The organism is Enterobacter cloacae complex sp. P6RS (assembly GCF_014982245.1).
GTDB lineage: Bacteria > Pseudomonadota > Gammaproteobacteria > Enterobacterales > Enterobacteriaceae > Enterobacter > Enterobacter bugandensis.
The window spans coordinates 22,955-37,660 of record NZ_JADCLB010000022.1 but is presented as its reverse complement, the minus strand read 5'-3'; the positions used below and the strand labels follow the sequence as shown (position 1 = coordinate 37,660).

Sequence of the window (14,706 nt, the reverse complement as noted above, 5' to 3'; positions counted from 1 at the left end):
GCGGTTATAGTTTTCAAAACATTTACAAAACCTTTAACATGTATGGACATGTTCCATTTGGTTCGTTTATACATCACAACCGGTTTTACTCATGAAAATCATATCTGCCCGTAAGGCATCTCTCCCGCTGCTGCTGGTTCCCGTTGTTTTTGCGCCTCTAAGCGCGATGAGCGCAGAGGAACAGACCATGATCGTCAGCGCCACGCCGCAAACCGTATCAGAGCTTGATACTCCGGCGGCGGTCAGCGTCGTGAATGGCGAGGATATGCGCCACGCTGCGCCGCGCATTAATCTCTCCGAATCGCTTGGCAGCGTTCCGGGACTACAGATTCAGAACCGTCAGAACTATGCTCAGGATCTCCAGCTTTCGATGCGCGGGTTTGGTGCCCGCTCAACGTTTGGCGTGCGCGGCATTCGCATGTACGTCGACGGTATTCCAGCCACCATGCCGGACGGACAGGGCCAGACCTCCAACATCGATCTCTCCAGCATTGACAGCGTTGAGGTGCTGCGCGGTCCCTTCTCCGCCCTGTATGGCAACGCCTCTGGCGGCGTGATTAACATCAGTACGCAAACCGGGCAGCAGCCGCCGACCATCGAGGCAAACAGCTATTACGGCAGTTACGGGACATGGCGCTACGGCATGAAAGCCACCGGCGCAATGGGCGATGGCACCCATGCCGGGGACGTGGATTACACCGTATCCACCACCCGCTTCACCACTAAAGGCTACCGCGACCACAGCGGCGCGCGGAAGAATCTCGCTAATGCCAAACTAGGCGTACGCATTGACGATGCCAGCAAGTTGACGCTGATTTTTAACAGCGTGGACATGAAAGCAAACGATCCGGGCGGGCTGAGCTATCAGGAGTGGCAGAATAACCCGCGTCAGTCCCCGCGCGGCGATCAGTACAACACGCGCAAGACCATCAAGCAGACTCAGGCTGGGCTGCGCTATGACCGCCAGCTTAGCGCTCAGGACGATCTCAGCGTGATGATGTACGCCGGCGAGCGTGAAATGACCCAGTACCAGTCGATTCCCTACCAGCCGCAGCTGAGGCCTTCTCACTCCGGCGGCGTGATCGATATGCAGCGTCATTATCAGGGGGTTGATACCCGCTGGACGCACCGCGGCGAGCTGCTGGTGCCGGTCACCTTCACCACCGGTCTGAACTATGAAAACATGAGTGAAGATCGTCGCGGGTACGAGAACTTCGTGATGAACAACGGCGTACCGGACTACGGCGTGAAGGGTGATAAACGCCGGAACGAACGTAACCTGATGTGGAACGTCGACCCTTACCTGCAGACCAGCTGGCAGCTGACGCAGAAACTGTCCGTGGATGCGGGCGTGCGTTACAGCTCGGTCTGGTTTGATTCTAACGACCATTACGTTACGCCGGGCAACGGCGACGACAGCGGTGACGCGAGCTATCACAAGTGGCTCCCGGCGGGCTCCGTGAAGTATGCGGTGACGGACGCGTGGAACCTCTACGCTGCCGCAGGGCGTGGGTTCGAAACGCCAACCATCAACGAGCTTTCGTATCGCGCCGATAACCAGGGCGGCCTGAATATCGGCCTGCAGCCTTCCACGAACAACACGTATGAGGTGGGCAGCAAAACCCGCATTGGCAATGGACTGCTGACGGCAGCGCTGTTCCGCACCGATACGGATGACGAGATCGTGGTGGATGCCAGCTCTGGTGGCCGCACAAGCTATAAAAATGCCGGAAAGACCCGCCGTCAGGGAGTCGAAGTGTCTCTCGATCAGCAGTTTGCCGAGAACTGGAAGCTGAAAATGGCGTGGACCTACCTTGATGCCACCTACCGGACCAACGTCTGCGGCGACGCGGACTGTAACGGCAACCGTATGCCGGGCATTGCCCGCAATATGGGCTATGCGTCGTTTGGCTGGCAGCCTGAAGAAGGCTGGTACGCGGGCTCGGACGTGCGCTACATGAGCGATATCATGGCCGACGACGAAAACACGGCGAAAGCGCCATCGTACACGGTGGTCGGGCTGAATACCGGGTATAAATTCAACTACGGCAACTGGGGGATGGACGTCTTTGGCCGCGTAGATAACCTGTTCGACAAAGAGTACGTTGGCTCGGTTATTGTCAACGAATCCAACGGGCGTTATTACGAGCCAGCGCCTGGCCGTAACTACGGTGTAGGTCTGTCGGTGTCTTATCGATTCGAGTAACAAATAAGTAAAGTTTATTTAATACCGAAAATAACGATCCTGATGGCAAAATGCCATCAGGAGTTATTCACCAGATAAATAAGTAGACGCGGTATATAGTCGCTCTGTTAAATTATCTCTCAGTTAAAATATTGTCGCTGTAAAAGCGTATTCGCTTCATCAATCGATTTTTCAATCGCCTTCTGGCTGGCGTCGACATCCCGGCGTTCCAGGGCTGAAAGCAGTTCGTCATAGTGATACGTCGCTTCCTTAATGTCATTAAGCTCCTGGTGCAGATAGTTAATGCAAGGCCCGATGCGCACCCAAAGCTGTTCAATTAATGCATTCAGCGTGGGCATTTCCGCGTACTGATAAAGCGTAAAGCGGAAGATGCGATTTGCCTGCAATGCCTGCTGAACGTTCCCGATGCGCATGGCCTCATGAAACGCTTCCGACAATTTGCGCAACGTCTCGATCTTTTGGTCAGACATATTCTGACAGGCTGCGGCAACCGCCATGGGTTCAAGCTGCTTGCGAATAGCGTTGATTTCGTTATAACGGTCCAGCGTCACCTCCGGCACCAGAAATGCCTGTGCCGGCGTGGCATGTAATGCCCCTGCTGACACCAGACGCAGCAGCGCCTCGCGCACTGGGGTAATGCTGGTTCCTAATTTATCGGCGATCTCTTTCGTAATCAGTCGTGCACCCGGTTTAAGGGAGCCTGTAATTAACGCTCCTTTCAAACTGAGTTCAACTTGCATGGTAAGACTGATCCTTTGGGCTTTTTCTAAGTGATCCAAATCAAGCATGTTCAATTCCTGTAGCTAAAACTTAATGCTATTTTTAAACGCCAGTTTTAATAAAACGACGCTGGTCCGATATATCCTGTATCGTCATGCCTGGTGGTGGGAAGTACGTAAAACAGCAAAAAATGCAAAATGTGTTTTTTTTTATCGGTTTCGGGCTCATCCGGGATGATGGCGCGAAAAGCCATGTCCGTTAATTAAAGACAATATATCGTATCTTCACAAATAAATATGGCGGGAAACCCCGCCATAGTGCCTTTTATTTATTGTCACCCGCGACGCGAATCACGACTTTACCGAAGTTTTGTCCTTCCAGCAGGCCAATCAGTGCTTCAGGCGCGTTTTCCAGCCCGTCCGTCACCTGTTCACGATAGTGAATTTTGCCCTCCTGCACCCAGCGCCCCATCTCTTCCTGAAACTCATGAATGCGGTGGCCGTAGTCCTGGGCAATGATAAAGCCCTGCATCCGGATGCGTTTCTTCAGAATGGTCCCCATCAGAAGCGGCAAACGGTCCGGTCCGTCAGGCAGCCCCGTTGCATTGTAGCCGCTCACCAGGCCACACACCGGCACGCGCGCGGAGGTATTCAGCAGCGGCAGCACGGCGTCAAACACTTTCCCGCCGACGTTTTCATAGTAGACATCAATGCCTTTCGGGCAGGCGCGTTTCAGCTGCTCAGCGAAATCCGCCGCGTGGTGATCGAGACACACGTCAAATCCAAGAACCTCAACGGCGTGGCGGCATTTTTCTGCCCCACCGGCTACCCCGACCACGCGGCAGCCTTTGATTTTACCGATCTGCCCGACTGTCGCCCCAACCGGGCCCGTCGCGGCGGCGACCACCAGCGTTTCACCCGCTTTCGGTTGTCCGATATCCAGCAACCCCATATAGGCGGTGAAGCCCGGCATTCCAAGAATGCCCAGCGCCCAGGAGGGATGGGTGGGATTATCGCCCAGCTTGACCAGGCCGCTGCCGTCCGAAAGCGCGTACTCCTGCCAGCCGCTGTAGCTCAGCACCCATTCACCCGCTTTAAAGTCGGGGTGGTTTGACTGCTCAACGCGGCTAACCGTTCCCCCTACCATCACCGCACCAATCTCAACCGGCGGAGAATAGGATGGCGCATCGCTCATGCGGCCCCGCATGTAAGGGTCCAGCGACAGCCAGACGGTGCGAAGCAGCAGCTGCCCCGCCTGAGGGGCAGGAACGGGCTGCTCTTCCAGACGAAAATTCTCCGCAACCGGCGCGCCCTGTGGACGAGAGGCCAGCACCCAGCGGCGGTTTTGCGAAACAGATTGATTCATCGGATTCTCCTTCTGGTACAAATGTCATTACAGCCTGGCTCACGATCGGCATTATCGCCTTAACATTACGAGGCAGACTGGTTAAGCCGGACCACAAGATAGATGCAGGTTTCGTTCGTTTCGTTGATAAAACGGCAGTCGTTTGGCGGCCCCAGCTCCAGACAGTCTCCGGCCTTCATCTCGTGGCGAGTATCGCCCTCCTGGAATACCAGCTCGCCGGACTGCAGCCAGATCAGCTGCCGCGCGAGCGCGTAGGAGGACGCCGGCATCGGGACGTCGCTCCCCGCGGGTAACTCAATCTGAACGAGGTCGATAGGCAGATCGGTACGGGGAGAAACGTGGCGACGAAGGTAGTGGGTTTGCGGATCGCGCCAGACGGGCTGGTTCGCCAGGCGCAGGAGTTTTCCCTCCTGCATCTCGGCTCTGGCAATCAGGGTCGACATGCTGATCCCAAATGCGCCTGACAGGCGGGCAAGCAAGGTTGCCGTCGGGCTGCTGTCGCCGCGCTCTATCTTGTGGATCATGGCGCGAGATACGCCTGCCCGCTCGGCCAGCTCGCTAAGAGACCAGCCGCGTGATTCACGTTCGAGGCGAATTCTGGCGCTAATACGCTGATTCATTGTGTCTGTTATTGTGTTCATAACGTCATACTAAAGCGTATGAACGCCGTTTCAATTGGGCTCATAATCATTCTCACGTAGCGCTTTAACGATACAGTTGTGTAATATCATATCTATAGCGTAATACTATAGTAAACAACACACAGAGGTTTAATCATGATCGTTCGTCACGCCTGTAAAGAAGACTGCGCTGCGATAGGAGAGATCTATAACCATGCGGTGCTGCATACTGCCGCGATCTGGAACGATAAAACCGTTGATACCGATAACCGAATCGCCTGGTTCGAGGCCCGCACGCTCGCGGGTTACCCGGTTCTGGTGGCTGAGGAAAATGGTGCGGTTAGCGGGTACGCCTCTTTCGGCGACTGGCGCGCCTTCGACGGCTTTCGTCACACGGTTGAGCATTCGGTGTACGTCCATCCGGAGCATCAGGGTAAAGGCATTGGCCGCACGTTAATGAAAGCGCTGATCAACGAGGCCCGCGCCATCGGCAAACACGTGATGGTGGCCGGCATTGAAGCGCAAAATAAGGCCTCGATTCACCTCCACGAAACGCTCGGTTTTGTGACCACGGGGCAGATGCCGCAGGTGGGAACCAAGTTTGGCCGCTGGCTGGACTTAACCTTTATGCAGCTGCAGCTGGACGAGCGCAGCGACCCGGACGCAATCCCATGAATCAGTCGCTGACGCTGGCGTTCCTGGTGGCGGCGGGGATCGGTCTGGTGGTGCAAAACACCTTAATGGTGCGTATCACCCAGTCCTCCTCCACCATTCTTATCGCAATGCTGCTGAACTCCCTGGTCGGCATTGTGCTGTTTGTCAGCATTCTGCTGCTGAAGCAGGGCTTCGCCGGGTTCAGCGAGCTGGCCGCAACGGTGCGCTGGTGGACGCTGATCCCGGGGCTGCTGGGGTCGTTTTTTGTGTTTGCCAGCATCAGCGGCTACCAGAACGTGGGCGCGGCAACGACCATCGCGGTGCTGGTCGCAAGCCAGTTGATTGGCGGACTGGTCCTTGACGTGCTGAGAAGCCATGGCATTCCCCTGCGCGCGCTGATCGGCCCGGTATGCGGCGCGGTGATGCTGGTCGTCGGGGCCTGGCTGGTAGCGCGACGCCAGTTTTGATTACAGTATGGTACCGCCCTTGGTCAGCTGTTCCTGGCGCGCGTCCATCTCCTCTTTGTGCTGCTTACCGTGGTGCGAAATCGCGGTACGCAGACGCTGCTGTTGGGCGTAACGGTCTTCACGGCTGAGATCGGCATCATCGCTCAATGCAATCAGCAGTTCGTTCATGTGGGCGATGACGCTCTCTTCGATGGCGGCATCCACGCGGGCGGTAACTTCGTTTAAATGTGACATTGTCACTCCTTATTTTTGCCGGGTAGTGGCTTACGCCTCACCCGGCAATAAATGCTTAGTTCAGCTTCGCTTTAGAGAAATCGCTGCCCATCAGGCTCACGCTGTATCCGGTCACGTTGCTGCGGGTTGCAAAGAACGTTTTGCCGTTTGCCAGCGCGATCCACGGTGCCTGCTGGTAGAAAATCTCCTGCGCCTGGCCGTACAGTTTCGCACGCTCGGCCGGATCGCTGGTCAGCTTCGCTTTTTGCACCAGGGCATCATAACCCTTATCGCACCAGCGCGCGGCGTTTGACCCGGTTTTAATGCTGTTGCAGCCCAGCAGCACATCGGCGAAGTTGTCCGGGTCGCCGTTATCGGACATCCAGCCGAACAGCGCGGAGTCGTGCTCGCCTTTGCGCATCCCGGAGAGGTATTCGCCCCACTCGTAAGAGACGATTTTGGCCTTCACGCCGACTTTCGCCCAGTCGCTCTGGATCATCTCCGCGATACGACGCGAGTTAGGGTTATACGGACGCTGAACCGGCATTGACCACAGCGTGACTTCCGCGCCCTTCTCCAGCCCGGCCTGCTTCAGCAGCGCTTTTGCTTTATCAGGATCGTAGCTGTAGTCCTGCAGATCTTTATTAAAGCCCAGCATATTTGGCGGGATCGGCGATTTTGCCACCGTACCGGAGCCCATAAAGACCGCATTAACGATAGCCTTCTTGTCGGTCGCGTAGTTCAGCGCCTGACGCACCAGCACGTTATCGAACGGCTTTTTCTCGGTGTTAAACGCCAGATAGCCGACGTTCAGCGCATCGACAGAGTGCAGCGTCAGGTCTTTGTTCTTTTTAATCACGTCAAACTGAACCGGAGACGGCGCAGGAATAATCTGACACTCGTTGGTCTGCAATTTCGCCAGGCGGGTTTCCACGTTTGGCGTGATGGAGAAGATAAGATGCTTGGTCGGCACCTCGCCATCCCAGTAGTTCGGATTAGCGACGTAGCGGATCAGCGAATCCACCTTGTACTGCTGGAGCACATAGGGCCCGGTACCGATCGGCCAGGTATCTACGTTCTCAGGCGTGCCTTTTTTCAGCATCACATCGGCGTATTCGGCGGAGAGTATCGAGGCGAAATCCATTCCCCAGTCGGCCAGGAACGCGGCGTTGGGTTCACTCAGGGTGAACTGGACGTGATAATCGTCGACCTTTTTAACGTCCTGAATCAGCTTATCGAGCCCGACATCGTTGAAGTATTCGTAGTTGCCCTGGGACACATTATGGTACGGGTGTTTAGGGTCTTTCTGACGCATCACCGAGAAAATAACGTCATCGGCGTTAAAGTCACGCGTCGGCTTGAAGTATTTGTTGCTGTTGAACTTCACCCCTTTGCGCAGGGTAAAGGTATAGGTCTTGCCGTCCGGTGAAATCGTCCAGGATTCCGCCAGTGACGGTACCGGGGTATTTTTCACCGGGTCGAAATTGATCAGGCGGTTGTACAGAACCTGAGAGCTGGCCACGAACGACGGGCCGGAGCTGGCGATTTGCGGGTTGAACGACTCTGGCGATGCCTCGGAGCAGTAAATAAGGGTGTCGTTGTTTGCCGCCCATGCAGCACCGGCTGGTAAAAGAGCGCTCAGCGCAAGGGCGAGCAGCGTTTTCCCTGTAGACATAGTTATAACCCTGACAGTTTTATTATATAGGTCAGTAATAACAGCACAGCCCTTATCACCTGGCAAATAACGAAACACTATCAGGTTATTCTAAAGCCGCGTTTTTTGCCGGTTTTGCCGCCAGTGCAGAAAAAGGTGATTTGCCTTAAGTGACGTTATTCGTCAAGCACAACCGTCACGATCTATGCCGCAAGAAATCGGCGCTTTTAGCGTCTCTTCCTCCGTTTGTTTGCTTCCTCGTTTCGTTAAAGTAACGGTGTGAAGAAGTATATGGGATCAAATCGTGGCAAAAACTCTTTTACGCAGCGGTAATCTGGATGATTTTCAGGCCGTTGGCGGCGGCGGACAGGCCGTTTTTGAATCAGCGTTACAAATCCGGGAAGCGCTTCGATTGCGCAAACAGCAGGCCATAGTGGACTGTCTGGCTATTCCTCAGGTCAACGACAGCGGCGACCGCGTGGACTGGTATTCCCCCATTGAGGGAAGCGTCACCAGCTGGAAGGCGGCCAGTGAAGACGACCGCTACCGCGCCCTACGCTATCTGGAAAACACGCTTGCCAGCGTTGAGTCGTTAAGCAAGAAATGCCTCCAGTCGTCCAAAACCGCGCAGCAGCTTTTCGGCTCGCTGCTGTCGAAAGCGTTTCAGTTTCCCGGCGAGAATTTTGTTTTCCTGGTCGCAGGAAAGCCGATTATTTGCTTCTGGGGTTTTGTAAACCTGAACGAAAATGCGCGCGACGATGTGCTCGACTGCCTGCGTGAAGCGTTGATCCCCGAGCCTGCCCCCGTTGTGATTGAAGAGCCCGAGCCAGAACCCGCGCCCGAACCGTCCATCACCTTTGAAAAAGCAGACGAGCCGCTGATTGCGCCCGTCGCCGCCGTGCGTATTACGCCGGAAGAACTGTATGAGCCGGAGCCCGCGCCGGTTGTTGCGCAACCCGCTCAGGAACCTGCGCCTGTTGCCGTCACGAAAAAACGTCGCGTTCCCCTGTGGACCCTGCCGGTTGCCGCCGTGATTGTGGCAGCCGTTGCCGCGCCGCTGCTGTGGCCAAAACAGGCCCCTTCGGCAGAGCCCGCTCCGGCACCGGCTCCTGAGCCCGTGGCTATTGCACCGCAGCCGATCAAAGCAGTAGAGCCGCTGGCTATGAATCTCCCCCTGCATCAGGCTGAGGTCGTCGCCAGTAAAGAAAAAGAACCCGCTCCTGCACCTGAAGCCGCACCGGTGGTAATTGTTCCGATCCCGAAAGATGCCATGGTGATGGAAGCCGGTCAGGTGAAAGCCGGGTCGACGCGCTTCCTGAACGGTACCTGGCGCGCGGTTCTCGACGTGAAAGATCCGGTCACCGGCAAGCCGCCGTCAATGCGCTATCAAATCCAGAACAATAAAGGTTTCGCCCGCGTCGTGCACGGCGACAACATTGTCTGCCGCGCGGAGATTTTCTCCGGGCTGCACAGCAATGGCGAGCTGATGATTAAAAGTCGCGGCAATGCTCGCTGCACCGACGGTTCCCGCTACCCGATGCCGGAAATCGCCTGTAAAGCCGGGGCCAGCGATATCGCAGAATGTCGCGCTCGCTACGATGCCAACACCGTCGTCCCACTGACGTTCAAGAAAGCAGGTGCCTGATCCTATGCTGGTAAATCTTTGCGACTATAAACAAAGCGTCACGCTTATTGCCAACAGCGGCGTGCAGTTCCTGGATTTCGGCCTGACGCCGCAGGACACCGCCAGCAACGGGCGCTTCGTTCGTAAAACCGCGAACGGCCCCCTTTTGCGACTCGATTTCGACCTGGTGAACGGGCGCTATACCCTGCCGGGGACGAACGGCGGTCAGCCTGAAGTGGTTAAACCGGAAACCACCATTCCGCTGCATCAGTCCCTTGCCGTGCTGGACGGCGTCTGGCTTCCCGTGCCCTTCCTGCGCTTCAACCCGCCGCGGACCTTTGTGGAAGGACCGGATAACTGGGCGCGCGTTCAGGTACGCAAGCTCGAGAAGCCCGACACGGCAGGCAACTCGCACCGCGTCACTCTCGCGCTCGACAGCCAGATCGCGGAGCATGCCACCTCCGCCCTGTCGCCGGTTGAAAACGATATTCTGAACGGAACCCGCTTTGCGCTGGCGTGGCGCGATAGTGAGGTAGAAAGCTTCCTCGACCAGACCTGGATTGACGGCTGGCTGCGTGAGGCATTTACCCAGTATGCCGACGGCGTTGAAAACCGCTCTGAACGCGACCTGCATCAGGCGATGCGCAGTTTTGAATATCAGGCCCACTGGCTCAATGTACTGACCATGCTCGGTGAACAGCTCACCATTCCGGAAGTGAAATTTGTCACCCACACGCTCAGCACGCCTGCCATTCCGGTCGACCTGATCCTCGACGTGGGCAATACCCACACCTGCGGCGTCATTATCGAAGACCACGGTGATGCAAACGACGGGCTTCGGCAGACCGCCGAGCTGCAGGTTCGTTCGTTAAGCGAGCCGCAGTTCCTGAACGAGCCTCTCTTTACCAGCCGTCTTGAATTCTCCGAAGCGCGTTTTGGCAAACAGCACTTCTCGGTGGAAAGCGGTCGCGAAGATGCGTTTGTCTGGCCGTCGATTGTTCGCGTGGGCGATGAAGCCCGCAAGCTGGCGATGCAGCGCCTGGGAACCGAAGGTAACAGCGGCATCTCCAGCCCGCGCCGCTACCTGTGGGATGAAACGCCTGTCGTGCAGGACTGGCGCTTTAGCCAGATGAACGGCAAAACCCAGCGTGAACCGCTCGCCACGGCGTTTCCGCTGATGAACCTGATGAACGATGACGGTGAGCCGCTGTTTACGCTGCCGCAGGACGAGCGGCTGCCGGTCTTTTCGCCGCAGTACAGCCGCAGCACGCTGATGACGCACATGCTGTGCGAGTTGCTGGCGCAGGCGCTGGGCCAGATCAACAGCGTCGCCACCCGCCTGCGCCTGGGCTTCCCGGCCTCGCCGCGCCAGCTGCGCACCCTGATCCTGACCCTGCCCTCGGCCATGCCGAAGCAGGAGCGCGAGATTTTCCGTCGCCGCATGTTTGAAGCCATTGCCATCGTCTGGAAAGCGATGGGCTGGCACCCGCAGGATGAAGATTTTGCCACCCGCAAGCAGCAGGAAAAAAGCGTGGTGCCGGTTCCTGAGATCCAGATGGAGTGGGATGAAGCCAGCTGCGGTCAGCTGGTCTGGCTGTATAACGAAGCGATTTCCCGTTTTGGCGGCCAGACGGAAGCCTTTTTCGCCTCACTCGCCCGCACGGATCGTGAACCTGAGCCGGGCGTGCAGCCGGGCCGCGCATTACGCGTCGCGTCTATCGACATCGGCGGTGGCACCACGGATATGGCAATAACCCACTACCAGCTTGATGACGGCTCCGGTAATAACGTCAAAATCACCCCGCAACTGCTGTTCCGCGAAGGGTTCAAGGTGGCGGGCGACGATACCCTGCTGGACGTGATTCAGCGCTATGTCCTGCCCGCCCTGCAAACGCAGCTGCAGAAATCCGGCATTGCGGACGCCTCGCTGCTGATGGCGTCGCTGTTCGGCGACTCCGGGCGTATTGATACCCAGGCGGTACTGCGCCAGCAAACGGCGCTTCAGCTCTTTATGCCGATTGGCCACGCCATTCTTTCCGCGTGGGAAGCCAGCGATATTGACGATCCGCTGGCGGGCCTGCATGCCACCTTTGGCGAGCTCCTTGCGCAGAAACCAACCCGCAACGTGATGAACTATCTTCAGCAGGCAATCGATCATGCCCTGCCGGCGGGCTCAGAGGCGTTCGACCTGTTCGCCGTGCCGCTGCACGTGAACTTCCGCGAAATGCAGGATGCAATGCTGGCCGGTCAGTTTACGCTGACCTCGCCGCTTCACGCGGTGTGTGAAGCGATTTCCCATTACAGCTGCGATATTCTGCTCATCACCGGGCGCCCGGGCTGCCTGCCGGGCGTTCAGGCGCTGATTCGGCATCTGCAGCCGGTGCCGGTCAACCGCATCGTCTGGCTGGATAAATATCAGGTTCACGAGTGGTATCCCTTCAGCCAGCAGGGGCGCATAGGCAATCCGAAATCGACCGCCGCGGTGGGGGCCATGCTCTGCAGCCTGGCGCTCGATCTGCGTCTGCCGCGCTTTAACTTTAAGGCCGCGGACATTGGCGCCTATTCCACCGTGCGCTATCTGGGCGTGCTGGATAACACCGTCAATACCCTGCGCGAGGAAAACGTCTGGTATCAGGATATCGATCTCGATAAACCCGGCGCGAAGCTTGACGCCCGTCTGCACTTCCCGCTGCGCGGTAACGTTACCCTCGGCTTCCGCCAGCTGGCGAACGCGCGCTGGCCCGCCACGCCGCTTTATACGCTCAGCATCAACTCGGCTGAACTGGCAAAAGCGATTGCCGGCGACGGCGTGCTGAACGTGCGGCTTAAGCTCTGCGGCGGCAGCAAATCAGAGGGCCCTGAGTCCTTCGAGCTCAGCGATGCCTGGCTGCAGGACGGCACGCCGGTTGCGCCTGACGCGTTAACCTTCAAACTGAATACCCTGGCCGATCGCCGACACAGCGGTAGCCACTACTGGATCGACAGCGGGAGCGTATACCTGAAATGACAGCGACCACGACCACCACTCAGGCCTTAATCGGGTGGATTAATGAGACGCGCCTGACCGCCCCTGTGCTGGATAACGATGCTGATGCCCTGCTTGCTCGCATCAACGCGGCGCAGGCGCGGGAGCAGGCCATTGAACACGCCCTGACCCGCCGGAGCAGCATTGGGCTTTACGGCCATTCTCAGAGCGCCAAAGCGCACCTGCTGCTGTCGCTGTGCGGCAGCGGTAACGGGCGCCTGAACGTGATGCCGGGCCAGCGCACCTTTGACTATTTTTCGCATATTAACCCAGGGCATGCCCTGACCAACATGGCCGTGCGCTTCACCCGAGACACCCCGGAGGTAGCGGATGAGGCGTTTCCGCTGCGTCTGAGCCTGGTCACCGAGGCCGAACTGGTACAGCTGTTTATTGCCCGCACGACGCTGCACCCGCAGATGCGCGCGGTGGATAAGGCGGTCATTGAGACGCGTCTGGAGAAATGGCGCGGCCTTCGCCAGCCGCAGAGCGTGCCCGGCATCACGGCGCAGGATGTGGGTGCGATTTCGCGTTTCTGGCAAAGCACGGTACCCGCCGCGAGACAGCAAATTGATGACGCCCTGTGGCATGAGTTTGCCCAGCTGGTGCCATCGCTCGATCTCAGCACCCGCGCCAGCGTCTGGTCGCTGCTGTGGGGCGAGCAACAGGAGTTAACCCAGCAGTGGCTGAAGCTTGCCCACGTGCTGCATCAGACCAGCCATGCGAGCGAGCTGGCTGCGCCGCTGAGCCTGCTGGTGGACAGCTTTGGTCTGCCTGGTGAAGGGTTCCTGACGCACGGTACCTTAACCCAGCAGGAAACTCAGGAGACGCTGCTTCATCCGCTGAACAACGGTGAAATGCTCAACGCCATCAGCATCCCGGTCGACGTGCTTGCCTTCCTTACCCGCGAGCTGGTCTTGCCGGTTGAGAATGGCGCGCTGGATAACGTTGATATCATTGATATTCCGGTCTTTGAAGACGGCAGTGCCGATCCTCTAGTACAGGCTAAATGCCAGTGGCTGCTTGAACATTACCGCCAGCAGCTCCAGCCGGATGTGCTGGTTATCTGCAACGCGACAGCGCGGCACGAGCAGACGGCCCAAAAAGCAAAAGTGTTAATTAACTGGATTAAAGAGACCCAGCCTGCCGAGGAGTCTGCCCTGCCGGGGCTGGTGTGGGCGATCACCCCGCATGACGCTCGTTTCACTACCCGACAGAATCTCGATGAAGCTGTACAGCATCTGCTGGGCAAGCCAGGCCTGCGCTGGGGAACTCTGCAGGCGCTGGACAGCCACAGCATGCAGCGCGTCATTGAGTGGTTGTCTCAGGCGACGCTCCCGGCACAGCGGCAGAAGCGTCTCGGCACGCTGAAAAACCTGCTACGGCAGGAGATCGCGTCGCTGATGCAAAGCTATCTGGCGCCGCTGGTTGAGGAACCGGGTACACGACGTGCTCAGGCCGAAAACATGGTGCGCACGCTGCAAAGCAGCGCCGCCCGTCACGGCGAACTGCTTGAAGGTCTGCTGCCGCCGCTGAAAGCCTTTGAAACGCTGCTCGCCGTTCAGCAGCCGCGCGAGGAGCAGGTGAACGGGCTGTTCACGGACACCATCGATCTGTTCGCCGATAACGCCCAGGAAAGCGCAGGACGATTCCAGACAAAAGACAAAGCGCGCCTGGCGCACAGAGTATGGATAAATCATCTGCGCCAGTGGAGCCGCAATGAAGCTACCGCCGCCCGTCTTGGTCTGGAGCCCGCGGTGCTGCAGCAAATCGCGGATGTGCTGGTGGTAACCAGCTACCGGCTTAATCTGCCGCAACAGCTTCAGCGCATTGTCGACGCGGATAAAAGCAGCGCGGCGCAGCTGCATGCGGTGATAGGGAATTTCGTTGGCTGGCTGGGTTACGACCAGTCTCCTGCCGCAGAGCGCCCCGCAAGCCGCATTCGCAAAGGTCAGGCAATCTTTGTTACGCCCGTTGTCAGCAGTGCCGCACCGCGCCTGACGCGTCTGGGGGAGCAGCCTGTTCATGCGGCCACCGCGTACGTTTACGACTGGCTGGTTGCCCTCTATAGCCGGGCAATCGAAAACATTGATTATCAGCACCCGCATGATGTTCAGCCTGACGCACGTCGGGCACTGCGGGCTTTAATCCTGTAGCGGCC

11 protein-coding genes are annotated in these 14,706 nt (G+C 57.7%); 6 read left to right on the top strand and 5 right to left on the bottom strand.

Annotation, left to right across the window (positions count from 1 at the left end; genetic code table 11):
* Positions 1–91 precede the first annotated feature (91 nt).
* Positions 92–2,206 carry a TonB-dependent receptor PqqU gene (pqqU, locus tag INF73_RS16380; protein WP_193542402.1) on the top strand — a complete coding sequence of 705 codons (2,115 nt, stop codon included), beginning with the start codon at positions 92–94 and terminating at the stop codon, positions 2,204–2,206.
* Between the two features lie 119 nt (positions 2,207–2,325).
* Here the strand turns inward: pqqU and INF73_RS16375 are convergent, their stop codons facing one another.
* The 3 genes from INF73_RS16375 to INF73_RS16365 form a co-directional block, all read right to left on the bottom strand.
* Positions 2,326–2,994 carry a GntR family transcriptional regulator gene (locus INF73_RS16375; protein WP_193542404.1) on the bottom strand — a complete coding sequence of 223 codons (669 nt, stop codon included), beginning with the start codon at positions 2,992–2,994 and terminating at the stop codon, positions 2,326–2,328.
* Between the two features lie 256 nt (positions 2,995–3,250).
* Positions 3,251–4,291, bottom strand: a complete 1,041-nt coding sequence (locus tag INF73_RS16370) for an NADP-dependent oxidoreductase (protein ID WP_193542406.1) — start codon at positions 4,289–4,291, stop codon at positions 3,251–3,253.
* A gap of 65 nt (positions 4,292–4,356) precedes the next feature.
* Positions 4,357–4,932 (bottom strand): XRE family transcriptional regulator, encoded by a 576-nt coding sequence (locus INF73_RS16365; protein WP_028013292.1) that lies wholly within the window; start codon positions 4,930–4,932, stop codon positions 4,357–4,359.
* 135 nt (positions 4,933–5,067) lie between these two features.
* On the opposite strand from INF73_RS16365, the gene INF73_RS16360 reads away from it, so the two are divergent.
* Both INF73_RS16360 and INF73_RS16355 read left to right on the top strand, forming a co-directional pair.
* Positions 5,068–5,586: a GNAT family N-acetyltransferase gene (locus tag INF73_RS16360; protein WP_193542408.1), complete on the top strand. Its 519-nt coding sequence runs from the start codon at positions 5,068–5,070 to the stop codon at positions 5,584–5,586.
* On the top strand, positions 5,583–6,032 hold the full coding sequence (locus INF73_RS16355; RefSeq protein WP_028013294.1) for a DMT family transporter: 450 nt from the start codon (positions 5,583–5,585) through the stop codon (positions 6,030–6,032). The genes INF73_RS16360 and INF73_RS16355 overlap by 4 nt, the downstream gene beginning before the upstream one ends.
* Here the strand turns inward: INF73_RS16355 and INF73_RS16350 are convergent, their stop codons facing one another.
* Positions 6,033–6,266 (bottom strand): YdcY family protein, encoded by a 234-nt coding sequence (locus tag INF73_RS16350; RefSeq protein ID WP_049136473.1) that lies wholly within the window; start codon positions 6,264–6,266, stop codon positions 6,033–6,035.
* A gap of 55 nt (positions 6,267–6,321) precedes the next feature.
* Entirely contained in the window at positions 6,322–7,920 is a 1,599-nt protein-coding gene (locus tag INF73_RS16345) for an ABC transporter substrate-binding protein (RefSeq protein ID WP_028013296.1), read from the bottom strand.
* A 283-nt stretch (positions 7,921–8,203) separates the two neighbouring features.
* Between INF73_RS16345 and INF73_RS16340 the strand changes: the two genes are divergently transcribed.
* Genes INF73_RS16340 through INF73_RS16330 form a run of 3 tightly spaced genes read left to right on the top strand, consistent with a single transcriptional unit; the run spans position 8,204 to position 14,701 of the window.
* Entirely contained in the window at positions 8,204–9,544 is a 1,341-nt protein-coding gene (locus tag INF73_RS16340) for an SrfA family protein (RefSeq protein WP_193542409.1), read from the top strand.
* A gap of 4 nt (positions 9,545–9,548) precedes the next feature.
* On the top strand, positions 9,549–12,530 hold the full coding sequence (locus INF73_RS16335) for a virulence factor SrfB (RefSeq protein ID WP_193542411.1): 2,982 nt from the start codon (positions 9,549–9,551) through the stop codon (positions 12,528–12,530).
* Positions 12,527–14,701: a virulence factor SrfC family protein gene (locus tag INF73_RS16330; RefSeq protein ID WP_049136479.1), complete on the top strand. Its 2,175-nt coding sequence runs from the start codon at positions 12,527–12,529 to the stop codon at positions 14,699–14,701. The genes INF73_RS16335 and INF73_RS16330 overlap by 4 nt, the downstream gene beginning before the upstream one ends.
* The last annotated feature ends 5 nt before the right edge of the window (positions 14,702–14,706 follow it).